The organism is Cyanobium sp. Morenito 9A2 (assembly GCF_024345575.1).
GTDB lineage: Bacteria > Cyanobacteriota > Cyanobacteriia > PCC-6307 > Cyanobiaceae > ATX-6F1.
Genome location: NZ_JAGQBJ010000002.1, coordinates 233,659 through 254,136 on the forward strand (window position 1 = coordinate 233,659; position 20,478 = coordinate 254,136).

Consider the following 20,478-nt stretch of genomic DNA (forward strand, 5'->3'; position numbering starts at 1 on the left):
AAGTGTAGTGAGCGGCCTGGAAGTGCCCCTGGCCAGGGAGAATCAGCAGATCTGCAGGAATGATGTGGGGAACTGTGTGGTGGTGGTGCTGGCGGATCGTGGCCGGCTTCACAGGCTCAGGGATCAGCTCGCCCAGATCAGCCCACCCCCCACCGCCTTGGTGGCCGTCGGTGATCAGGAAACCGACGCACTCACGGTGGCTCGGCTGAACCCCGCCATCGGCCGCCGCCTGCGCCAGCGCAGCATGGCCCGTTGGCTGCTGCCCTTTGGCTTCGCCGCCGGCCTCACTTTCACCCAGATCACCGACCTGCAGACCTTCGCTTTCCTCGGCCCCTGGGGGGAGCCGCTGGTGGGTGGCTTGCTGGGCCTGGCCGCCGGCTGGATGGGCAGTTTCGCCGCCGCCGCCAGCATCGTGCCCGAAGATGACGACCGCCTTCGCAGCCTGCGCAACCGGCTCAACGAAGGCAACTGGCTGCTGGTGGTGGAGACCCCGCGCGGCGTTGAGCTGGGCTGGACCTTGCTGCAGAAGGCCGGTGCTGAAACCGTGGTGACCCTGGCGGAAACCTGATGTTGCCGCGCCAGAACCTGCTGGAGGGGAGCCGCTCGCCCGCCGAACTGGGCGCCTTGATCGATCTGGCCGAGCAGGCCCTGCGCACCTGGCAGCCCCGTTGGAGCCTCTTTGTGGCGGCGGCCGTGGCCGAGGAGGCGATCGAGCGTCTGGGGCCGCTCAGCGAACTCTCGCTGGCCTCCGATGGTGGTTGGCCCCAGGCCGAACGGCGGCGCCTGCGCTTCAACCGCCGCCAGCCCGGTGGAGAGGAGGCCCCCAGCGACGACCTGGTGCCCATCGCCGCCCTGGAGCTGGCCGGTAACTTTCTGTTCGATCCCGCCGAAGCCAGCGACTTCCGCAGCGCCCTGCTGGCGGCGGGTGCCGACGCGGAGGAGTTAGGGGATCTGTGGGTCCATGGAGACCGGGGCGCCCAACTGCTGGCCACCCCTGAGCTGGCCGAGCGACTGCTGGAGATCGCGGCCCAGGGCCCATGGCTGGTGCGCACGGTGCCGGTGCAGGTGGAGCCGCTGGCGATCGAGCAGTTGCAGTTCCCCAGCCGGCGCGCACCCAAGCGCCTCAACAGTGTCGAGGCCTCCCGCCGCCTGGATGCGGTGGCCTCCGCGGGATTCGGGATGTCCCGCGGCCGGATGGTCGAGCTGATCCGCGCGGGGGTGGTGCGCCTCAATTGGGCCGCGGTGAGCAGCCCCAGCCGGGAGCTGGTGGTCGGCGACCGCATCCAGCTGGAGAACCGGGGCGAACTGATGATCGAGGCGGTGGAGCCCACCAAGCGCGAGCGCTGGCGGCTGGTGATGCTGCGCCGCTAGGGACGTGCGCTGGCGGCTGCTAGGTTTCGGAGCCTGGGCTGAGGCCCAATCGGGCGATTAGCTCAGAGGTAGAGCACTACCTTGACACGGTAGGAGTCACTGGTTCGATTCCAGTATCGCCCATTGTTCTAAGCAAAAAATCCAAGTAATGGTCACGGCGGATCTACCTTTCACCGTCGTGATTGGCCTGGGACGCTCTGGTATTGGCGCTGCCCGCCTATTGGCTGCCGCTGGCGAGCGCGTCCGGCTGATCGAATCCAAAGGCGACCAAGCGCATCAGGCCCAGGCAAGCGAACTGGAGGCAGAAGGGATTGAGGTGCGGCTGAACACCCCCCTGGCCCCTGAGGCCTTCCACTGGCCGGGGGGACGGGCCGTGAAGGTGGTGGTCAGCCCAGGCATCCGCTGGGACCACCCCACCCTGGTGGCCCTGCGCCAGGGTGGGGTGGCGGTGATCGGCGAGATGGTCGTGGCCTGGGAGGCCCTCGACTCGGTGCCCTGGATCGGCATCACCGGCACCAACGGCAAGACCACCGTCACCCATCTGGTCGCCCATCTGCTGGAAGCGGCCGGCATCGATGCGCCGATGTGCGGCAACGTCGGCCACTCCGCCGCCGAACTGGCCCTGCAACGCCGCGCCCAGGGGCGCGCCCTGCCCGACTGGCTGGTGGTGGAACTGAGCAGCTATCAGATCGAAGCGGCCGACTGCCTTCGCCCCCGCCTTGGCCTCTGGACCACCCTCACCCCGGACCACCTGGAGCGCCACGGCAGCCTGGAGGCCTACCGCGCCATCAAGCGCTCCCTGCTGGAGCGCTCCGCCGTGCGCCTGCTCAACGCAGACGACCCCGACCTCGCCGAGCGGTTCGCCAGCTGGGAGGCCAACAGCGATGTGCGCTGGATCACGGCGGGGCCTCGCTCGGCGTTGGGCCCGCCCATCGATCCCCAGCTCTGGGTCGAGGCCGGCCAGGTGACCAACGCCAGCGGCCCCCTGTTCCCTGCCAGTGCCCTGGCGATGCCGGGGGCCCACAACCGCCAGAACCTGCTGCTGGCCACCGCCGTCGGGCTGGAACTGGGGCTGGCGCCCGCCCAGATGGAGCAGGCCTTCCGCTCGTTTCCCGGCGTGCCCCACCGCCTGGAATTCATCCGTGAACTGAATGGTCTGCGCTTTTACAACGACAGCAAGGCCACCAATTTCGATGCCGCCGAGGTGGCCTTAAAGGCTCTGGAGCGGCCCGTGGTGGTCCTGGCCGGCGGTGAAGCCAAACAAGGCGACCCCACAGGCTGGATCGAACAACTCAAGCGCCATGCCCCTGCCGTGGTGCTCTTCGGAGCCGCCACTGACACCTTGGCCAACCTGCTGGCTGAGCACGGCTACGGCGGTGAGGTGACGCCCTGCGCAGGCCTCGGCGAGGCGCTGCCCCTGGCCCGGGGACTGGCCGAGCTCCTCGGGGCCCAGGCCGTGCTGCTCTCACCCGCCTGCGCCAGCTTCGATCAATACAGCGATTTCGAAGCCCGCGGCGAGCATTTCCGCGCGCTGGTTTTAGGCCTCTGACGGTTCACCGAGGCGGCGGCTCACCAGGTACTGCTGAATGAAGATCGCCGCCAGGGGCCCCGTAACGATCAATGGGACCAGGCAGAAGAGGGCCGAGATCAGCACCAGAAGCCCGGCGAGCAGTTCGTAGCCCACAAGGCCCCAGCCGTACCCGCTGTTGAACAGGTCGCGGAAGCTGGCCAGAAAGGCCGGCCAGATCGGTTCGGCGCTCGTGAACACCCGGCGGATGAAGATCGGCGTGATGATCGCTACGATCATTCCCGGCACCAGACAGGCCAGGAAGCCAATCCCCGTCACCACCGAAGCCAGCAATCCCGCCAGCAAATAGCGCCAGAAGTTCGCGCGCAGCAGCGCCAGGCCGCCCGCGAAATCTGGATGTTGGCCTGTGGCGTAGTAGATCGCGGGGAAGGCCACGATCAACACCCCCAAAAGACTCACCAGCACCTGGTAGACGATCTGGAACGGAAAATTGAGGAGCGCCTGCACCCCGTCGGCCCAACCTGCCCCACTGGACTCAACCATGCCGCCGGTGAGCACCTGGGCGAGCATCGTGGTGAGCGCGGTGATCAGACCAAACCCGATCGCCAGACCCAGGATCACCAGCTGGGTGAGCACGTAAGCCTGCCAGTGGGCCTTGTAGAGGTTCCAGGCGGATTGCAGGGTGGGCTCTGATGGGGTCATGGGGCCCGAAGGGGGTTCCTGTTCAGGGGTGCTGGCCATGGGGGACGAAGCAATGGGCCCTGTTTAATCGCCTTCGCCGCTGCAGCCAACAACGCCGACACAAAGCGCCCTGCATCGGACCACTCCATAGACTGGCCTACCGATCCTGCGGTGCCCAACAAGCGATGGCCTTCTGGCTGATGAAGAGCGAACCGGACGTCTACGGCCTCGCCCATTTGGAAAAGGAAGGCACCACCCTCTGGGATGGGATCCGCAACTACCAGGCCCGCAACTTCATGCGCACCATGGCGGTGGGCGACCAGGCCTTCTTCTATCACTCCAACACGCAGCCCCCTGGAATCGTGGGGTTGATGGAGGTCATCGAAACCCAGCTGGTGGACCCCAGCCAGTTCGACGCGACATCGAAGTATTTCGATCCGGCCTCCAAGCCCGAGGCCCCGCGCTGGGACTGCGTGCGCCTGCGTTACGGGCGCCGCTTCAGCCGGCTGTTGAGCCTCGATGAGCTGCGTCAGAACTTCAGTGTGGAGGAGCTGGCGGTGGTGCGCCGCGGCAACCGGCTCTCGATCCTGCCGGTGCCGGACGCCGCCGCCGATCGAATCGTCGCGCTCGTGGAAGGCCCTGGCTGAGGTCCACCACGGTCACTCCCCAGCCTCAGCGCTGGAACATGTTGGCCAAGTAGCAGCGCGTCACCTCCCGGCTCTGCACCCCGTTCTGTACCAGAAACCCCGCCAGGGCCGCCTGAAACAGCCGGTACTGGTCCCAGTTGGGGTGGGCCTCAATGAAACCGCGCATCGACAGCAGCAGCGCCTCAGGCACTTCAGCCCGCAGGCTGACCATCGAAGCCAGCGCCCCGACCGCAGCCCCGGCAGACGCTTCCGCCGCTGCGACCTCCCACCGCCCAACGCTGACCGGTCCCACCTCCCCCTGCCCCTGGCCGCCAAGCCCTCTGAGGCCCGTCGGCCCTTCCCACGGCACCGGCTGGAGCGGCCCCTGATGCGCCGCTGCGCTCGCCTGGAAGGGGGTCATCGGTTTCATGCAACTCCGGCTGTCTCGGCACCAGTTCCCCACACCGCCGCCGCCCCGTCAAATCGCCAGGTGCGGCGCCCATCCCTGGCGTCGCAGGCTGAGATCCCTGCCCTGACAGCAGTTGTGGCGGGCGTGCTGAACATCACTCCTGGGCCTGGCGCGCTCCGGCGGCGCTGTCAAGGGCGCGACCCCAATCCCTCCGTTTCTCCCCAGGCTGCTGTGGGGGCCAGCGATCCGTGGGCAAGGGGCTGTGGAAAACCAGGGCAAAACCTGGGCCACTTCCGGGGGAACCTTGGGTCAGCCGCTCCGATCAGCAGTGCTGATCGACGGCCAATCGGGGCCCTGGATCTCACCGGTCGGTGCCCACAGGCACCCTCAAGCCTGAGCGCCCAGCGCCGGTTCGCCCAACAGCTCAAGGGCCTGGGGCAACTGCTCAAGGGCCAGGGCGAAAGCGGCACTGGCCCCAGGCCCCCAACTGAGCTCCAGGGCCCGCTGGCCAGGATCTGGCGTGAGCACGATCCTCAAGGCCCAGCGCTGGCGATCCCCCGTCAGGGCCAGCCACCAGGGACCGCTCTCCAGCTCCAGCTCGATCGTCTCCTCGTCCATCAGCTGGTCGGTGAGGGCCATGTGCTGGGCTACCAGGCGCCCCAGGGTCCGGCGCAGCCCAGCCGCCTCGGCTCCGCTGAGTTCCACGGCCCACCCCTGGCCCCCCACCAACACGGAAAAAGGCTGGCGCTGGGGGTCAAACCCCAGGCGCCAGCCCTGTCCGTCCCATTCCTGGGCTGTCAAGCGCTCAGCCCGGCAGCAGGTCAGGCTGGTCCTGCTCATCGCTGAGCTCGACAATGGCGCGCTGCACAGGCTTGATCGTCGAATCCTCGAGCAGCCCATCGAAATCATCGAATCGACGCTGCTTGGCGCGGAAGGCGATCTTCACGGTGGTGAGGTAACGGTTGCTCGACTGACGGATCAGGCTTTCGGCCCGCTGGGCCAGTTCCTTGGGGGTGACGTCAATACCGATGAACATGTTTACCCAACCAGTGAATGCATCTTAGGCGAGGGTCTTCAGGCCCAGGGCGACCTTGGGGTCGATAGAACGGAAGCCCCCGTGTGTCCCGCCGTTCCCATGTCCAAGGACGGCACCCTGGCGATCGACCTGGGCAGCACCACCACGGTTGTGGCCTTCCAGGCCAGCGACGGCAGCCCCCCCCAACTGCTGGACCTCCCCCCCTACAGCTGCGGCGATCCCGTTGTGATCCCCAGCCTGCTCTGGTTCAGCGGACCCGAAGACCGCTATCCCCTGATCGGCCGCCAGGTGCTCGATGCCGGCACCAGGCCGCAGGAGAGCCCACTGCTCTGCAGGGATTTCAAACGACGCATCGGCGCCCCCAGGGACGGCGAAGCTGGGGCGGCGACTCCCCTGGCACCGGAGCGGGTCGGGGGGCTGCTCCTGGAGCGGATCTGGGAGCAGCTACCGGAACAGCACCAGCCCCGACGCCTGGTGCTCACCGCCCCGATCGACAGCTACCGCCGCTACCGGCAGTGGTTGCAGGAAGCCACAGCCGCCCTGCCCGTGGAAGAGATCGCCCTGGTGGATGAACCCACCGCTGCGGCGATCGGCGCCGGCTTGCCCCCCGGAAGCCTCGTGCTGGTGGTGGACCTGGGGGGCGGCACAATCGATCTCTCCCTGGTGGCCCTCGAGGGCGGGGAGGGCAAGGCGGCGCCGATCGCCCAGTTGCTGCGCTTCGCTGGCCGCCGCCTCGATGACAGCCGCCAGGCCCTGCGCTGCGCCCGGATCATCGGCAAAGCCGGTCTGGCCCTGGGGGGACGAGACCTCGACCGCTGGATCGCCGCTGCCCTGGTGCCCCAGGCTGCCCCCTGCGCCAGCCTTCTGGAGGCGGCTGAGCAACTTAAATGCGCCCTCTCCATCGCCCCCCAGGCCCTGGTGCACTGGGCGCCGGAGCTGGGCGGGCCGCCACGGGCCCTGCAACTCGAACGCAACGCCCTCGAGGCCCTGCTGCGTGCCCACGGCCTGCTGGTGGCCCTCGATCAGCTGCTGGAGACGGTGCTAGCGGCAGGCCGGGCGCAGGGCCTGGGCCTGCAGCAGATCGATGCCGTGCTGCCCGTGGGCGGCAGCAGCCGCATTCCCCTGATCCGCCAATGGCTGAGTGAGCGCTGCCCTGGGGTGCCGCTGCGGGATGAGCGCCCGATCGAGGCCGTCGCACTGGGGGCCCTGGCCCTCACCCCCGGCGTTCAGGTGAGGGACGTGCTGACCCGCGGGGTTTCCCTGCGCTGCTGGGACCGGCGCAGCTTCGAGCACCGCTGGCATCCGTTGTTCCTGGCCGGTCAGAGCTGGCCCACGGTCCGGCCCATGGAGCTGGTGCTGGCCTGCAGCCGAGATGGCCAGGCGGAGCTGGAGCTGACCCTGGGCGAGCCGAGGCCAGACGATCGTTCTGAGGTGGTGTTCATCGATGGCCTGCCCCAGTTGCGCCACTGCCCGGCGGGGGCCGTCGCCGTGGAGCCCTGGGCTGGACCGCCTTTGCTGTTGCCGCTGGATCCACCCGGACAGCAGGGTGTGGACCGCCTGCGACTGCTCTTCAGCATCGACAGCGCGGGGCAATTGCGGCTGGAGCGCAACGACCTGAGCACCGGTGACCATGCCCCGGCGCTGGTGCTGGGCGCGGTGCGCTGATTGCAGCGGCCCGGGCCCAACGACTGCCAATGCACCGAGGGACGACGGCCGCTCTGCCCCCTCGAGCCGGTGACGGTACCGGCGTATTCCTAGAACAGAACGACGCTCCGCCCCTCCCCTGCCTTGGCCATCCGCCGGCACAGGCTTCCCCGCTTCTGGCTCGCGCTCACCCTTGGCCTGGTGGGCGGCGCCGTGCTGGCGGCCCACTGGTGGGAAACCCAACTGCCCGGGCGCCTCGAACAGGCCGCCCGCAGCGGCCGCATCGATGACTGCCTGCGCTTCAGCGAGCAGCTGGCGGCCCTGCGCTGGCTGGGGGATCGCGCCCCCCAGGAGCAGGGTCAATGCCGGCGCCTCAAGGCCGAAAGCCTCTGGAAGGCTCAGAAATGGCGAGAGGCCCTGAGGCTGCAATTGCAGCTGGTGAACTCCGAGACGGGGAGCCCCGAAGACCAGCAGCAATTGCTCGCCTGGCAAAAGCAATTGCAGCAGGCCGCCCTCACCCGCTACCGGAAAGGGGATCTGAGCGGCGCCCTGGCGCTGCTGGCCCCCATGAACGAAGACCACCGTCCCGATGGCAGCGCCCTGGGGGACAGCCTCAAAGAGGAGTGGGCGCGCAACCGGCTGCAACTGGAGCGCAGCCGCACGCTGATCGCGGCCAAGCGCTGGTGGGAAGCGCTCGATGCCCTCAACCGCATCGACCAACCCTGGTGGAAGGAACGCTCAAAGGCCCTGCGGCAGCAGGTGAACGCGGGCCTGCTCACCCTCAAGTCCAAGGATGAAGACCATCACAGCCACGAGGGCGCCCTCCCCTCCAACGTGCCGTTGGATCAGCTGGATGCTGCCGTGCGCCGTCACATCGCCCAGGGCATGGACGACTTCAAGGCTTTCAAACTGGGCTGCAGGGACCTGGGGGGGAAAGTGGTGGAGTCCGGTCCCGAGAGTGCCTGCCAGCGCTGAAGGGCCCCCCTTCGTCACTCCCGGGCCACCCATGACAGGATTGGCTCCAGCGCGCCCTCAACCGATGCAGACGGGAGATCAGGTCAAGGTCAGCACCTCGGTGGTGGTATTCACCCACCCCGACCATCGCGGCCAGCCCTTTGATCTCGAAGGCCAGGTGGGCCAGGTGCACCAGGTGCTCAGCGAGTGGAAAGGGCGGCCGATCAGCCCGACCCTGCCTGTGATCGTGGCCTTCGGCAAATTTCGTGCCCATTTCCGGTCCGACGAACTGGCGCCGCTGGCCTGAAACCCTCAAGGCCTGAGCAGAAACACCCCTTCTTCTCCGTCGATCGCTTCAAGGCATAGGGCGATGCTCTCCTGGCGGCTGGTGGGCACCACGCGGCCACAAAAATCAGGCTGGATGGGCAGCTCCCGGTGGCCCCGATCCACCATCACCAGCAGGAACACCCGTTGGGGCCGCCCCCATTCCTGCAGGGCTTCCAGGGCCGCCCGCACGGTGCGGCCGGTGAAGATCACGTCATCGACGAGCACCACCTGGCGCCCATCGAGGCCCCCAGGCAGGGAAGTGGCTTCCACCAGCCGGGTGCCGATGCGCTCGAGATCGTCGCGATGGAAGGTGGGATCGAGGCTGCCTTGGTCGATTGGGTGGCCACAGATCAGCTCCAGTTCCCTCGCCAGTTCCTGGGCCAGGGCCACGCCGCGGGTCGGGATGCCAAGCAACAGCAGGTGCCGGCTGTCAGACACTCCCTCCAGAACTTGAGAGGCCAGGCGTTTGAGCGTGCGCCGCAGGTCGGCAGCCGAAAGGATTTCCAAGCGCCGCAGCGGCGCGTTTGCAGCGGGTATGGCGAAGGTGCGCGCCATGGGCTTCCCAACGGTGCCCCATGCTACGGACGTTCACCCGTGCAGCCCCATCCCGAAAAGCTGACCTGGCCAGATACGAAGTGCCTTGAACCCTGGGACACGCTGTAAATTGAGTTTGAAGTGGCCTTACAACTGAAGCGTCAGGGAGACCGGGTGCAAGCTATTTCGTCCTCCAATTCCCACCTACAGCCGCGGGACTCCTCCATCGTCGCCTTCTCTTCAGTGACGTCCACAGCCCCCACGGCACCTGTCGTCCTGGCGATCCTTGATGGCTGGGGCCACAGCCACAACAGCGAGCACAACGCGATCCGAACGGCGCATACGCCCGTGATGGATGCCCTCTGGCATGCCTATCCCCACACCCTGATTCAGGCCAGTGGCGCCGAGGTTGGACTCCCCGATGATCAGATGGGGAACTCCGAAGTCGGCCATCTCACGATCGGCTCCGGCCGCATCATCCGCCAGGAGCTGGTACGCATCTCCCAGGCCGTCAAGTCCGGTGCGATCAACCACAACCCCGCCCTCAATGCCCTGGCCGAGCGCCTGCGTGCCAATGGCGGCACCCTCCACCTGCTGGGGCTCTGCTCCGATGGCGGCGTTCACAGCCACATCGACCACCTTGGTGGCCTGCTGCGCTGGGCGGCGGCGGCCGACCTGCGCCAGGTCTGCATCCATGTGATCACCGATGGCCGCGACACCGCCCCCCAAGGCGCTCCCGAGTTCCTCCAGCGCATTGAGGCCCAGATCGAGGCGAGCGGGGTGGGGGCCATCACCACCCTCTGCGGCCGCTACTGGGCCATGGACCGGGACAACCGCTGGGAGCGCACCGAGAAGGCTTACCACCTCTACACCGAACCCGGTGTGATCAGTCCGCTCAAGGCTGAAGCGGTGATTGAGACGTCCTACGCCGCCGGCATCACCGACGAATTCATCGAGCCGGTGCGCCTGGCCCCTGGCCACTTCGCCGATGGCGATGGTGTGGTCTGTTACAACTTCCGGCCCGACCGGGTGCGGCAGCTGATCCGAGCCCTTGTGCTGAGCGACTTCGACAGCTTCCCCCGCGACCACCACTGTGAACTCGATGTAGTCACGTTCACCCAATACGCCCTTGGCTTGCCGGTGGCCGTGGCCTTCCCGCCCGAATCTCTCGATGGGCTGCTCGGCCAGGTGGTCTCCGAGCACGGTTTAATGCAGTTACGCACAGCTGAAACAGAGAAATACCCCCACGTCACCTACTTCCTCAACGGTGGCATCGAAAAGCCGTTCCCCGGAGAAGTGCGCCACTTGGTGCCCTCCCCACGGGTGGCCACCTACGACCAGGCACCCGCCATGGCGGCCGAGCAACTCACCGACGACTGCATCGCCGCCATCAACAAGGGGGTCTATGCGCTGGTGGTGATCAATTACGCCAACCCTGACATGGTGGGGCATACCGGCCTGATGGCCCCCACCCTCGAGGCGATCGCCACGGTGGATCGCTGTGTGGGGCGGCTCCTGGAAGCCACCAACCGCGCCGGTGGCACGGTGCTGATCACCGCCGACCACGGCAATGCCGAAGTCATGGAGGGTCCCGATGGGCGTCCCTGGACGGCCCACACCACCAATCCGGTGCCGGTCATCCTGGTGGAAGGCGAAAAGCGCAAGCTGCCCGGCCACGGCAATGACGTTCACCTGCGCGAAGGAGCCGGTCTGGCGGACATCGCCCCCACCATTCTGGACATCCTCGGCCTGCCCCAGCCCGCCACCATGAGCGGCCGCTCCCTGATTGAATCGGTGGGCACCGTTCACCGGCCCGAGCGCCTGCCCGAGAGCCTGCCGGTCTGAGCCTTAGGCTGACCCCATGCTCAAAACCGTGATCACCTGGATCTGGTCAGCCAGTGGCGTCCTGCTGATCATCAGCGTCTTGCTACACAGCCCCAAGGGTGACGGCATGGGGGGCCTGGCCAGCAGCGGAGGCTCCATGTTCAGCAGCGCCCGCAGCGCCGAAACCACCCTTAATCGGATCACCTGGTCGCTGCTGGCCATCTTCCTGGGCCTCGCAGTCGCCTTGAGCGCCGGCTGGCTGCGTTGAAGCCCGTTACCACCATGCCCCGTCGCCAGCTGCTCGCCGGCCTGAGCCTGCTGCTCTCCCCTGTGCTGGGGGCTCGCCGCGCTGGAGCCGCTTCAACCAGCACTGATCCCGCCTGGCAGCTCAGCGAGGCCGAATGGCGGCGTCGGTTGAGCCCGGCCGCCTTTCAAGTGCTCCGCCGGGAGGGCACCGAGCGGCCGTTCAGCAGCCCTTTGAACAACGAGAAGCGTCCAGGCACGTTCGTCTGCGCGGGCTGCCAACTGCCCCTGTTCAGCTCCAAGGCCAAATTCGACAGCGGCACCGGCTGGCCGAGCTTCTTTCAAGCGTTGCCGAACGCCATTACCACCCGCATCGATTTCAAGCTGATCATCCCGCGCACGGAATACCACTGCAGGCGCTGCGGTGGCCACCAGGGCCATGTCTTCAACGATGGCCCCAGGCCCACGGGCAAGCGCTACTGCAACAACGGTGTCGCCCTGGCCTTCGAGCCGAACTGAGCTCGCTCCAGCTGTCGGGGGGGGGTCGCCCTCAGCTCTTGGAATCGGCTAGCTGACCCTGGGACGTTGAACGCGTTGACTGAACTGGTGCTGGCGAAAGCTCCTCTGGCTGCCGTTGCCGCAGAGCGTGGTCGGCACCTGGGTCTTCCCATCCTCAGGCCGGGGCCAGGGCGCCCGCGGCGCAGGGGGCCGGATGGAACGCCCTGTGGGTTGCGGCTCAGACCCGGGCCGGTGTTGAAGAAGCCCATGTCCAGGCCGCGGGGGGGACGATCCTGACCAGAGACCGTCTGCGGAGGGTGCCAAGGCTTGGGAGGCACGTGGCGAAGACCCTTCAGCCGGAAAAAACCCATTCTGCCGCTGACGGCTGGGCCGCCTGCGATGGCCCCTGGTCCTTGCATCTTCACTCAGATGGAAGGCAACCTTGAGCTGTCGAGATCTCGTCGAGATCGAATTGAAGCGGCCTGGCTGATCATTGAGAACGGCCCTCAGGTCCCGTCGCCCGAGCACGCTGCAGGCCCAGCCCTGCAGCGGCCCAGGGGCATGTGCCCGGGGAGCAGACAGCCCAACGTCCTTTACAGGCCAAGCCAAGGACCACCAGGTGCAACCTTGGCGCCTCAGAGGCAGCCCTCTCCATCGGGTTCAGCCGCCGACGGAAGCCTTCGAGCCCGCTCAGCGCCTCAGCAACAGAGGCACCCAGCTCTAACGAGGGCCGGGCCCCATGGCGTTGCATGGAGAGATCGTGAGCTAATTAGCCCTTGCATCGCTGAAGGCGTCTGCCAAGGCGGCGAAGGATGTTCGGACCCAATGGGCACGGCCCGTCCCAGCAGCGGTAGGCCACAACCACTGAGCGCCCATGAAAAAGGGCGGAAGGGTAACCCCTCCGCCCCCGCAGGCCGAGGGAGCGCGTGAGCGCCCCCAAAGCAAGCGATCAGTAGTCGAAGTCGCCGCCCATGCCGCCGCCGCCGGCGGGGGCTGCTTCCTTCTTGTCGGGCAGATCAGCCACAATGCACTCGGTGGTGAGCACCATGCCGGCGATCGAGGCGGCGTTCTGCAGGCCAGAACGGGTCACCTTGGCGGGGTCAACGATGCCAGCAGCCAGCATGTCGACGTATTCGCCCGTTGCGGCGTTGTAGCCCTCGTTGAAGGGCTTGCCCTTGACGTGCTCGGCCACAACAGCTCCGTTGGCGCCAGCGTTCTCAGCGATGCGCTTGAGCGGAGCGGTGAGCGCCGAGGCCACGATGGTGGCGCCGATCAGCTCCTCGCCGGAGAGGTTGGCCGCCGCCCACTCCTCGAGCGCGGGAGCCAGGTGGGCCAAGGTGGTGCCACCGCCAGGAACGATGCCTTCTTCAACGGCCGCCTTGGTGGCGTTGATGGCGTCTTCCAGGCGCAGCTTCTTGTCCTTCATCTCGGTCTCAGTGGCGGCGCCCACCTTGACCACGGCCACACCGCCGCTCAGCTTGGCCAGACGTTCCTGCAACTTCTCCTTGTCGTAGGAGGAGTCGGTTTCGTCGATCTGCTTGCGGATCTGCTCCACCCGGGCCTTGACGGCCACATCGTTGCCTTCGGCGACGATGGTGGTGGTGTCCTTGTTGATGGTGATGCGGCGGGCGGTGCCCAGCATCTCCAGCTTCGTGTTCTCCAGCTTGAGGCCGGCGTCCTCGGTGATCAACTGACCGTTGGTGAGGACGGCGATGTCCTCAAGCATGGCCTTACGGCGGTCACCGAAGCCAGGAGCCTTGACAGCGGCCACGTTGAGCACACCGCGCAGGCGGTTCACCACCAGGGTGGCGAGGGCTTCCTTTTCGATGTCCTCGGCGATGATCAGCAACGGCTTGCCGGTGCGGGCGATCTGCTCGAGCACGGGCACCAGATCCTGCACCAGGCCGATCTTCTTGTCAGTGAGCAGGATGTAGGGCTCGTCGAGCACCGCCTCCATGCGCTCGGTGTCGGTAGCGAAGTAGGGCGAGATGTAGCCCTTGTCGAAGCGCATGCCCTCGGTGACCTCCAGTTCGGTGGTCATCGACTTCCCTTCCTCCAGGGAGATCACGCCTTCCTTGCCGACCTTGTCCATGGCGTCGGCGATCATCCGACCCACTTCTTCGTCGTTACCGGCGGAGATGGTGCCCACCTGGGCAATGGCATTGGAATCGGAGATCGGCTTGGCCTGCTCCTTGATCTTGCCGACCAGGAATTCGGTGGCCTTGTCGATGCCCTTCTTCAGGGTGATGGCGTTGGCGCCGGCGGCCACGTTGCGCAGACCTGCCTTGACCATGGCATGGGCCAGGACGGTGGCGGTGGTGGTGCCGTCACCGGCGGCATCGTTGGTCTTGGACGCGGCCTGACGAATCAGGGCGACACCGGTGTTCTCGATGTGATCCTCGAGTTCGATCTCCTTGGCGATCGTGACACCGTCATTGATGATCTGTGGTGCGCCGAATTTCTTCTCCAGCACCACGTTGCGGCCCTTGGGACCGAGGGTGACAGCAACGGCTTCGGCGAGGATGTCAATGCCGCGTTCGAGGGCCCGGCGGGCTTGCTCGTTATAAATGATTCTCTTGGCCATGGAAGAAGATGTCCTTTCGGTAGAGGGAATGAAGGGGAAGTCTTTCGTGGCGTGCCTGGGGGCGGCCCTGCCGCGGTCCAGGGTTGGCCCGATCCACTAGGCAATCAGTTGACGATCGCGAGGATGTCCTTCTCGGACAGGAGCACGAATTCCTCGGTACCCAGCTTGATGTCGGTGCCGGCGTACTTGCTGTACAGGACCTTGTCGCCAATGCTCACTTCGGGCGCTTGGCGGGTGCCATCTTCATTGCGCTTGCCGGGGCCCACTTGAACCACTTCGCCCACCTGGGGTTTTTCCTTGGCGGTATCGGGCAACAGGATGCCGCCGGCCGTCATTTCTTCCGACTCGGACACCTTGATGAAAATGCGATCTCCAAGCGGTTTGACCGTGGAGACGCTGAGAGAAACAGCAGCCATGGATAAGTTCGAGAGCAACAGGTGCGGCGTCGGTCACGCCGCGGGCTGAATCGAGTTAGCACTCGGACAGCTCGAGTGCCAACTTAGGCGCCCCCTTGCAGGATGGGCAAGGCGCCCAACGTGCGGGTGACCGAACCAGCCCCGGCGGTCGACCCCGGCCAAGGCCGTGCCATGCCCCTCGCCAGGGACTGGTTTGCCCTGGAAAGGGCGGACCGGCAGGGCTCGGTGATAAGGTTGCCCCGCTCCAGTCGGGTGTGCTTCCCGCTGCGCGCCCCTTCAGCGAACTTCCTTACCTATGGCTGCTGCTGCCCCCGCCACGAAAGGCGCCACCACCGGATCCAAGGGGATCGTCCGTCAGGTGATCGGCCCTGTTCTGGACGTGGAATTCCCCGCAGGCAAGCTGCCCAAGATCTACAACGCCTTGGTGATCAAGGCTCAGAATTCTGCCGGTCAGGAGGTCTCCCTCACAGCAGAAGTGCAGCAACTTCTCGGTGACCACCGGGTACGGGCCGTGGCCATGAGCACCACCGATGGGCTGGTGCGGGGCATGGAAGCCCTCGACACCGGAGCCCCGATATCCGTGCCCGTGGGTGAAGCCACCTTGGGCCGCATCTTCAACGTGTTGGGCGAACCCGTCGATGAGCGAGGTCCGGTGACCACCACCCTCACCGCCTCAATCCACCGGGACGCTCCCAAGCTCACCGAATTGGAGACCAAACCCACGGTCTTCGAAACGGGCATCAAGGTGATCGACCTGCTCGCCCCGTACCGACAGGGCGGAAAGGTCGGCCTCTTCGGTGGCGCCGGCGTTGGCAAGACCGTGCTGATCCAGGAGCTGATCAACAACATCGCCAAGGAGCACGGTGGTGTCTCCGTGTTTGCAGGCGTGGGTGAGCGCACCCGGGAGGGTAACGACCTCTACGAAGAATTCAAGGAATCCGGGGTGATCAACCCCGAAGACCTCTCCAAATCGAAGGTGGCCCTCTGCTTCGGCCAGATGAACGAGCCCCCCGGTGCCCGCATGCGCGTCGGCCTTTCGGCCCTGACCATGGCTGAACACTTCCGCGATGTGAACAAGCAAGATGTGCTGCTGTTCGTCGACAACATCTTCCGCTTCGTTCAGGCAGGCTCCGAAGTGAGTGCCCTGCTCGGCCGCATGCCCTCGGCCGTGGGTTATCAGCCCACCCTCGGCACTGACGTGGGTGCACTCCAGGAGCGCATCACCTCCACCCTGGAAGGGTCGATCACCTCGATCCAGGCTGTCTACGTGCCCGCCGACGACCTCACCGACCCGGCGCCCGCCACCACCTTCGCCCACCTGGATGCCACGACCGTTCTGAGCCGCGGTCTTGCCTCCAAGGGCATCTACCCCGCTGTGGACCCTCTCGATTCCACCAGCACGATGCTCCAGCCTTCGGTCGTCGGCGATGAGCATTACCGCACCGCCCGGGCCGTGCAGTCCACCCTGCAGCGCTACAAGGAACTTCAGGACATCATCGCGATTCTGGGTCTCGATGAACTCTCCGAAGACGACCGCCGCACGGTGGACCGGGCCCGCAAGATCGAAAAGTTCCTCTCTCAGCCTTTCTTCGTGGCTGAGATCTTCACCGGTCAGTCCGGCGAATACGTGAAGCTCGAAGAGACCATCAAGGGCTTCAACTTGATTCTTGCCGGCGAGCTCGATGAACTCCCTGAGGCCGCCTTCTATCTGGTGGGCAACATTGACCAAGTGCGCGCCAAGGCCGCCAAGATCCTCGCTGACTCCAAGGCCTGATCCATGGCACTCACCCTTCGCGTTCTGGCCCCTGACCAGAGCGTCTTTGATGGCAGCGCCGACGAGGTGATCCTGCCCAGCACCACCGGTCAACTGGGCATCTTGCCTGGCCACATCTCGCTGCTCACCGCCCTCGATGTGGGCGTCATGAGGGTTCGCGAGGCCGGCGGTTGGAAGGCCATCGCCCTGCTGGGTGGCTTCGCCGAAGTCGAAGCCGATCAAGTCACCGTTCTTGTCAACGGAGCGGAACTCGGCAGCGCCATCGACCCCGCCAGTGCCCAGCAGGATCTCGAGAAGGCGGAGCAGGCCGCCAGCGGCTTTGAAGGCAAATCCGCCAGCACAGAAAAGTTGAAGGCACTGCAGGAGCTGTCCCGAGCTCGCGCCCGCCTGCAAGCGACCCGCGTGTGACGGCGTCTGGCGCGCTTCTGAGCTGAGACCAACACACCCTCGATTGCCAGAGGGCATCGGTCCTGCGTCTCTTCCATGACGGAAGCGGCCAACCGAAGGCCACTCAAGTCAAGGCGAGATCAGTCCCACCAGCTTGTTCAATTGAAAAGGGTTTGAGGCCTCCAGGGTCGGTGTGTCCTCGCAGCCGTCCCAGGCCTTCACCCACTCTGCCTGGCCATCCACTGGCCGGGCCCCCATCCATCAGGCGGGAACGGCAGGTCTAATGGTGGATCGATGGGGCCTGCCGCTCACGTTCCTTGCGGCACATGCCAGCACATCCTTCTCATCGAGAAGGTTTCTTCTCCTACGGGCCCAGGGCTCAAGCCTGGCCACGACCCATAAGTACCTGTCCAGGTTGCGAAAAGGCGTTGGTGCGGCCCAGGCGGATCGACGCGTACTCCGCGCCAGCGGCGGAGTGGGGTGCCTCCGTTCAGTGGACCGGTCGCCAAGGGTCATGGCATGAGCACCAGATTCTCGATCGATGGCGAACCCACCAAGACCAGGCGCCGGTTCACAGCGCAACGGAAACAAAGAGGCTTTAACGTACTGCCTTCAGAAGGTCCTCTTCTGCTCTGTGGTTGCCAGGCGGCCTGGTCTTCCCTCCTTCAACCTGGCCAGCTGGGTGCTCCAGGCCCTGATCGATCCTGGTGATGCTGGGCCAAGGGATCGGGGCCTGCTGCAGAATGCGATAGGGGAGAGCCGAACCGGCACCGTGGCTTCTGAGGATCCCCCCGGATCCATGGGGAACTGCACTCTGCTGGCCAGGAGCGTCGGCCCTCTTCGCGTGGCCAGGCCCATGAAACGCAGGACCTCAAGGACAGGAGCCGCACCTCTGCCCCAAGGCCGGCAACGGCGCCAGGGCCTCTCGCTCAACGAGTGGTGCTCCTGGACCCCCATCACCTACAGCCACACCATGCACATCTAACCTGCCTGCCGGTCTGGATCGATCCCTACGGCCAGTGGGCTATGGGCTGGAAGCTCGGCGGCAGGATAGAGGCTTTCTTGGTGGTGGTGGCGCTCAACCGAGCCCTTGGCCACCGGTAGAAGGAGCCTGAGCAACTGCTCCTCCAGACGGATCAGGGCACCCCATACCAGGCTGTTGACGTCCGCGATGCCCAGATCTCCCCCCAGCAGTTGCACCGTGATCTGGCCTTCTGGCTCGAGGGCCACAGCAACCGCGAGCGGCGCCATTCAGCAATCAAGCGCGTGCTCAGTCAGTCACGAGCAACAGTTCATCACTGCCCCTGCACTCACCCCTGGGGCCCATGAGTGTTGCCCACGACATCGGGGCATTCTCAACTACCAAATCCATTCATTGTCCGTTCAACAGCAGGTTCAGGGACGAGTTTCTGAAGATCGATCCGTTCGTGTCGCTCTTTGAAGCCTGGCCTGTTGGCGGAGCGGCATCGAGCGCAACGCTCGGAACCGCCTGTGTCATTCAATCTTCCGGGACCGTATGCCTGTGGAAGCCCTCCAGCCATGGAGGATGCCATGGCCATCCCCCCAGCATTCATGAGATCTGAACCATGGATAACGGCCACCTCAGCCCTATGCGCTCGCCTGCGCCCACTCAGGCGAGTGGAACCAGTGGGTCCACCCCGCCAGGTCGGGATTTCCCACGGCCGCAGGAGCCCTATGGCCCTGGCAACTCGCACCCCCTGGGAGCCGCTCAGGATGCTGGGGGCAGCACAAGAACGTGATGGAAGATCACAGCTCAGGCGACTGACTCTCTACTTTAAAGAATGGGCGATGGGAGCCACGAAAATCAGGTATCCCCCCAGGTCGTTCCATCCCTTGAGCGCCATGGTGACCCCAGCGTCGCGACCCGCCCGTTGCCCCCCATCGGCCCCGTGGCCCCCACTGATCGGGCGGGCTCCCAACCTCCCCAAGGGGATGACCTTCGACGACCTGGTTCATTGGGGGCCACCGTTCTGTTCCAAGTGGGCTGGGATCGACCGTGGGATCGTTGAGGATGTGGCGTGATCAGTCAGCAACGAAGCATGGACAGGGAAGGGGCGATGGGGGTGCGTGGTCGACTCCGAATCCTGCGGCCCTCCGCCTGGGCCGCCAGCCGAGCGCCACGGAACAAGGGACTCACTGGAGCCTGAATTCAACAGCTTTATCCCCATCGAAACGAGCACAAAGGGTGAGCATCAGATCTTGCGCCCGGAAGCTTGCCCTGCCATAAAAAAGCGCCCCCTCTGGGGGCGCTGAACTTGCCTATGGGGGGATGGAACTGAGTAATTCAGGCTGTCCCGCAGAAAGTGACGTCGGGGAACTTGAGCTTGGCCTCATCGAGCGACTTACCCTTGCCCTCCTCCTGCCAGTAGTTGATCACTTCGGTGGCCTTGTTGAGGATTTCCACCCGTTCGTTGTCGGTGATCCAGCTCTTGCCCTCCAGTTCGCCCTTGAGGGTTTCCCAGGCGTCTTCCCGGGGCCAGAAGAAATAGGCCGTCAGGGGGCTGGGGCCTCCACCGACGATCTGATCGACGGCCAGGGCGACGTTGTCGGGGAGCCAGAGAATCTTGAGCAGAAAACGGCCCTCATCGGCCTTGGGGGTGCGGCCGGAGGGGACGCCGTTTTCATCGAGGGTGGCCGTGGCCAGGGCGGCACTGGCACCACGCAGCACCGGACGGCCCTGGGTGGTGTCGTCGTCGGGGAGGCCAGCCTCTGCAGCGATGGCAGCGCCCACTACTGCGACGCTCTCAGGGCCCGTCATGGTTTCTGCGCTCAAGATTTGGGATCAAACAACTAACCTACCAGCCCCGGCCGCCCTTCCTCTGAGCCCCCGCGCCATCCTGCTGTTTGACATCGATGGCGTCATCCGCGACGTGAGCCGGAGCTATCGGCGGGCCTTGAGCGAAACCGTGCAGCACTTCAGCGGATGGCGGCCCAGTGCCGCCGCCATCGACGCTCTCAAGGGCGAAGGGCGATGGAACAACGACTGGGAGGCCGCCCTGGAACTGCTGCGCCGCGGAGGGCTGGCCCCTCTGCCGGCCTTCAATGACCTGGTGGACGTCTTCAGCGGCTTCTACTTCGGCGGCGATCCCGAGGATGATCCGATGCTCTGGCAGGGCTTCATCCGCAGCGAGCCGCTGCTGGTGGTGCCGGTTTTCTTTGACACCCTCAGCGCCGCGGGCATCGCCTGGGGCTTCGTGAGTGGAGCCGAACCCCCCTCGGCCCGCTTCGTGCTCGAAGCCCGTTTAGGGCTGAGCGATCCGCCCCTGGTCGCCATGGGCGACGCCCCCGACAAACCCGACCCCACCGGGCTGCTGCGCCTGGCCCAACAACTGGCGGGGCGCCCCCTGGGCCCTGGAGCCCCGCCGATTGCGTACTTGGGGGACACTGTTGCTGATGTGTTCACCGTGGTTCAGGCGCGCGTACGCCAACCAGGCCAGGTTCTGCTCAGCCTGGCGGTGGCGCCGCCCCATCTCCATGACAATGCCGCCGCTCGTGGCACCTACGAGCATTCCCTGCGCTCGGCTGGGGCCGATCAGCTCCTCGGGAGCACAGCCGAGCTGGATCCCGAACAGCTCCTGGCCTGGCTTGAAGCATGAGCCGTTCGGAGTTGAGCCCGGCCAG

22 protein-coding genes and 1 tRNA gene are annotated in these 20,478 nt (G+C 65.8%); 14 read left to right on the plus strand and 9 right to left on the minus strand.

The window, feature by feature from the left end:
* Positions 1-7: 7 nt before the first annotated feature.
* The 4 genes from KBY88_RS04660 (at position 8) to murD (ending at position 2,920) form a co-directional block, all read left to right on the plus strand.
* Positions 8-568 carry a hypothetical protein gene (locus KBY88_RS04660; protein ID WP_254938737.1) on the plus strand — a complete coding sequence of 187 codons (561 nt, stop codon included), beginning with the start codon at positions 8-10 and terminating at the stop codon, positions 566-568.
* Positions 568-1,371, plus strand: a complete 804-nt coding sequence (locus tag KBY88_RS04665; RefSeq protein WP_254938738.1) for a photosystem II electron transport protein, Sll1252 family — start codon at positions 568-570, stop codon at positions 1,369-1,371. The genes KBY88_RS04660 and KBY88_RS04665 overlap by 1 nt, the downstream gene beginning before the upstream one ends.
* A gap of 51 nt (positions 1,372-1,422) precedes the next feature.
* Positions 1,423-1,494, plus strand: a tRNA-Val gene (locus KBY88_RS04670).
* A 25-nt stretch (positions 1,495-1,519) separates the two neighbouring features.
* Positions 1,520-2,920, plus strand: a complete 1,401-nt coding sequence (gene murD, locus KBY88_RS04675) for a UDP-N-acetylmuramoyl-L-alanine--D-glutamate ligase (RefSeq protein WP_254938739.1) — start codon at positions 1,520-1,522, stop codon at positions 2,918-2,920.
* Here the strand turns inward: murD and KBY88_RS04680 are convergent.
* Positions 2,909-3,601: a hypothetical protein gene (locus tag KBY88_RS04680; RefSeq protein WP_254938740.1), complete on the minus strand. Its 693-nt coding sequence runs from the start codon at positions 3,599-3,601 to the stop codon at positions 2,909-2,911. The genes murD and KBY88_RS04680 overlap by 12 nt on opposite strands.
* Positions 3,602-3,765: 164 nt before the next feature.
* Between KBY88_RS04680 and KBY88_RS04685 the strand changes: the two genes are divergently transcribed.
* A complete protein-coding gene (locus KBY88_RS04685; RefSeq protein ID WP_254938741.1) occupies positions 3,766-4,227 on the plus strand; it encodes an EVE domain-containing protein in 462 nt (153 codons plus the stop codon).
* A 25-nt stretch (positions 4,228-4,252) separates the two neighbouring features.
* Here the strand turns inward: KBY88_RS04685 and KBY88_RS16245 are convergent, their stop codons facing one another.
* From KBY88_RS16245 to KBY88_RS04700, 3 genes are all read right to left on the minus strand, one after another.
* A complete protein-coding gene (locus tag KBY88_RS16245) occupies positions 4,253-4,627 on the minus strand; it encodes a DUF2811 domain-containing protein (protein ID WP_396102542.1) in 375 nt (124 codons plus the stop codon).
* Between the two features lie 375 nt (positions 4,628-5,002).
* Positions 5,003-5,416, minus strand: a complete 414-nt coding sequence (locus tag KBY88_RS04695; protein WP_254938742.1) for a DUF1818 family protein — start codon at positions 5,414-5,416, stop codon at positions 5,003-5,005.
* Positions 5,417-5,420: 4 nt separating this feature from the next.
* On the minus strand, positions 5,421-5,651 hold the full coding sequence (locus KBY88_RS04700) for a DNA-directed RNA polymerase subunit omega (protein ID WP_254938743.1): 231 nt from the start codon (positions 5,649-5,651) through the stop codon (positions 5,421-5,423).
* 99 nt (positions 5,652-5,750) lie between these two features.
* Here KBY88_RS04700 and KBY88_RS04705 point away from each other — a divergent pair, with 99 nt between their 5' ends.
* The 3 genes from KBY88_RS04705 (at position 5,751) to KBY88_RS04715 (ending at position 8,556) form a co-directional block, all read left to right on the plus strand.
* Positions 5,751-7,316 (plus strand): Hsp70 family protein, encoded by a 1,566-nt coding sequence (locus KBY88_RS04705; RefSeq protein ID WP_254938838.1) that lies wholly within the window; start codon positions 5,751-5,753, stop codon positions 7,314-7,316.
* Between the two features lie 123 nt (positions 7,317-7,439).
* Complete coding sequence (locus tag KBY88_RS04710; RefSeq protein WP_254938744.1) at positions 7,440-8,270, plus strand: hypothetical protein; 831 nt, start codon at positions 7,440-7,442, stop codon at positions 8,268-8,270.
* Between the two features lie 64 nt (positions 8,271-8,334).
* Complete coding sequence (locus tag KBY88_RS04715) at positions 8,335-8,556, plus strand: ferredoxin-thioredoxin reductase variable chain (RefSeq protein WP_254938745.1); 222 nt, start codon at positions 8,335-8,337, stop codon at positions 8,554-8,556.
* 5 nt (positions 8,557-8,561) lie between these two features.
* Here KBY88_RS04715 and pyrR read toward each other — a convergent pair whose 3' ends face one another.
* Complete coding sequence (pyrR, locus tag KBY88_RS04720; RefSeq protein WP_254938746.1) at positions 8,562-9,131, minus strand: bifunctional pyr operon transcriptional regulator/uracil phosphoribosyltransferase PyrR; 570 nt, start codon at positions 9,129-9,131, stop codon at positions 8,562-8,564.
* A gap of 222 nt (positions 9,132-9,353) precedes the next feature.
* Here pyrR and gpmI point away from each other — a divergent pair, with 222 nt between their 5' ends.
* From gpmI to msrB, 3 genes are read left to right on the plus strand one after another with little or no spacing between them, the layout of a single operon-like run.
* Positions 9,354-10,955 (plus strand): 2,3-bisphosphoglycerate-independent phosphoglycerate mutase, encoded by a 1,602-nt coding sequence (gpmI, locus tag KBY88_RS04725; RefSeq protein WP_254938747.1) that lies wholly within the window; start codon positions 9,354-9,356, stop codon positions 10,953-10,955.
* A 16-nt stretch (positions 10,956-10,971) separates the two neighbouring features.
* Entirely contained in the window at positions 10,972-11,202 is a 231-nt protein-coding gene (gene secG / locus KBY88_RS04730) for a preprotein translocase subunit SecG (protein WP_254938748.1), read from the plus strand.
* A gap of 14 nt (positions 11,203-11,216) precedes the next feature.
* Entirely contained in the window at positions 11,217-11,696 is a 480-nt protein-coding gene (gene msrB, locus KBY88_RS04735) for a peptide-methionine (R)-S-oxide reductase MsrB (RefSeq protein ID WP_254938749.1), read from the plus strand.
* 928 nt (positions 11,697-12,624) lie between these two features.
* Here msrB and groL read toward each other — a convergent pair.
* Positions 12,625-14,259 (minus strand): chaperonin GroEL, encoded by a 1,635-nt coding sequence (gene groL, locus KBY88_RS04740; protein WP_254938750.1) that lies wholly within the window; start codon positions 14,257-14,259, stop codon positions 12,625-12,627.
* A gap of 104 nt (positions 14,260-14,363) precedes the next feature.
* Positions 14,364-14,675 (minus strand): co-chaperone GroES, encoded by a 312-nt coding sequence (groES, locus tag KBY88_RS04745; protein WP_254938751.1) that lies wholly within the window; start codon positions 14,673-14,675, stop codon positions 14,364-14,366.
* A 295-nt stretch (positions 14,676-14,970) separates the two neighbouring features.
* Here groES and atpD point away from each other — a divergent pair, with 295 nt between their 5' ends.
* Both atpD and atpC read left to right on the plus strand, forming a co-directional pair.
* Positions 14,971-16,449 (plus strand): F0F1 ATP synthase subunit beta, encoded by a 1,479-nt coding sequence (gene atpD / locus KBY88_RS04750; RefSeq protein ID WP_254938752.1) that lies wholly within the window; start codon positions 14,971-14,973, stop codon positions 16,447-16,449.
* Between the two features lie 3 nt (positions 16,450-16,452).
* Positions 16,453-16,857, plus strand: a complete 405-nt coding sequence (atpC, locus tag KBY88_RS04755) for an ATP synthase F1 subunit epsilon (RefSeq protein ID WP_254938753.1) — start codon at positions 16,453-16,455, stop codon at positions 16,855-16,857.
* 960 nt (positions 16,858-17,817) lie between these two features.
* Here atpC and KBY88_RS04760 read toward each other — a convergent pair.
* Together KBY88_RS04760 and KBY88_RS04765 are read right to left on the minus strand one after the other, a co-directional pair.
* The gene (locus KBY88_RS04760) at positions 17,818-18,087 is read right to left on the minus strand and encodes a hypothetical protein (protein WP_254938754.1); all 270 of its coding nucleotides are present in this window, start codon (positions 18,085-18,087) and stop codon (positions 17,818-17,820) included.
* 1,054 nt (positions 18,088-19,141) lie between these two features.
* Positions 19,142-19,630 carry a 30S ribosomal protein PSRP-3 gene (locus KBY88_RS04765; RefSeq protein WP_396102548.1) on the minus strand — a complete coding sequence of 163 codons (489 nt, stop codon included), beginning with the start codon at positions 19,628-19,630 and terminating at the stop codon, positions 19,142-19,144.
* On the opposite strand from KBY88_RS04765, the gene KBY88_RS04770 reads away from it, so the two are divergent.
* Positions 19,614-20,453, plus strand: a complete 840-nt coding sequence (locus KBY88_RS04770) for a TIGR01548 family HAD-type hydrolase (protein ID WP_254938756.1) — start codon at positions 19,614-19,616, stop codon at positions 20,451-20,453. The genes KBY88_RS04765 and KBY88_RS04770 overlap by 17 nt on opposite strands.
* Positions 20,454-20,478: the final 25 nt, after the last annotated feature.

Excerpts from the sequence above, each read along its gene's own strand:
- KBY88_RS04665 (WP_254938738.1), top strand. The coding sequence starts at position 568 with ATGTTGCCGCGCCAGAACCTGCTGGAGGGGAGCCGCTCGCCCGCCGAA.
- murD (WP_254938739.1), top strand. The coding sequence starts at position 1,520 with ATGGTCACGGCGGATCTACCTTTCACCGTCGTGATTGGCCTGGGACGC.
- KBY88_RS04680 (WP_254938740.1), bottom strand. The coding sequence starts at position 3,601 with ATGACCCCATCAGAGCCCACCCTGCAATCCGCCTGGAACCTCTACAAG.
- KBY88_RS04685 (WP_254938741.1), top strand. The coding sequence starts at position 3,766 with ATGGCCTTCTGGCTGATGAAGAGCGAACCGGACGTCTACGGCCTCGCC.
- KBY88_RS16245 (WP_396102542.1), bottom strand. The coding sequence starts at position 4,627 with ATGACCCCCTTCCAGGCGAGCGCAGCGGCGCATCAGGGGCCGCTCCAG.
- KBY88_RS04700 (WP_254938743.1), bottom strand. The coding sequence starts at position 5,651 with ATGTTCATCGGTATTGACGTCACCCCCAAGGAACTGGCCCAGCGGGCC.
- KBY88_RS04705 (WP_254938838.1), top strand. The coding sequence starts at position 5,751 with ATGTCCAAGGACGGCACCCTGGCGATCGACCTGGGCAGCACCACCACG.
- KBY88_RS04715 (WP_254938745.1), top strand. The coding sequence starts at position 8,335 with ATGCAGACGGGAGATCAGGTCAAGGTCAGCACCTCGGTGGTGGTATTC.
- pyrR (WP_254938746.1), bottom strand. The coding sequence starts at position 9,131 with ATGGCGCGCACCTTCGCCATACCCGCTGCAAACGCGCCGCTGCGGCGC.
- secG (WP_254938748.1), top strand. The coding sequence starts at position 10,972 with ATGCTCAAAACCGTGATCACCTGGATCTGGTCAGCCAGTGGCGTCCTG.
- msrB (WP_254938749.1), top strand. The coding sequence starts at position 11,217 with ATGCCCCGTCGCCAGCTGCTCGCCGGCCTGAGCCTGCTGCTCTCCCCT.
- groL (WP_254938750.1), bottom strand. The coding sequence starts at position 14,259 with ATGGCCAAGAGAATCATTTATAACGAGCAAGCCCGCCGGGCCCTCGAA.
- groES (WP_254938751.1), bottom strand. The coding sequence starts at position 14,675 with ATGGCTGCTGTTTCTCTCAGCGTCTCCACGGTCAAACCGCTTGGAGAT.
- atpD (WP_254938752.1), top strand. The coding sequence starts at position 14,971 with ATGGCTGCTGCTGCCCCCGCCACGAAAGGCGCCACCACCGGATCCAAG.
- atpC (WP_254938753.1), top strand. The coding sequence starts at position 16,453 with ATGGCACTCACCCTTCGCGTTCTGGCCCCTGACCAGAGCGTCTTTGAT.
- KBY88_RS04760 (WP_254938754.1), bottom strand. The coding sequence starts at position 18,087 with ATGGCGCCGCTCGCGGTTGCTGTGGCCCTCGAGCCAGAAGGCCAGATC.
- KBY88_RS04770 (WP_254938756.1), top strand. The coding sequence starts at position 19,614 with ATGGTTTCTGCGCTCAAGATTTGGGATCAAACAACTAACCTACCAGCC.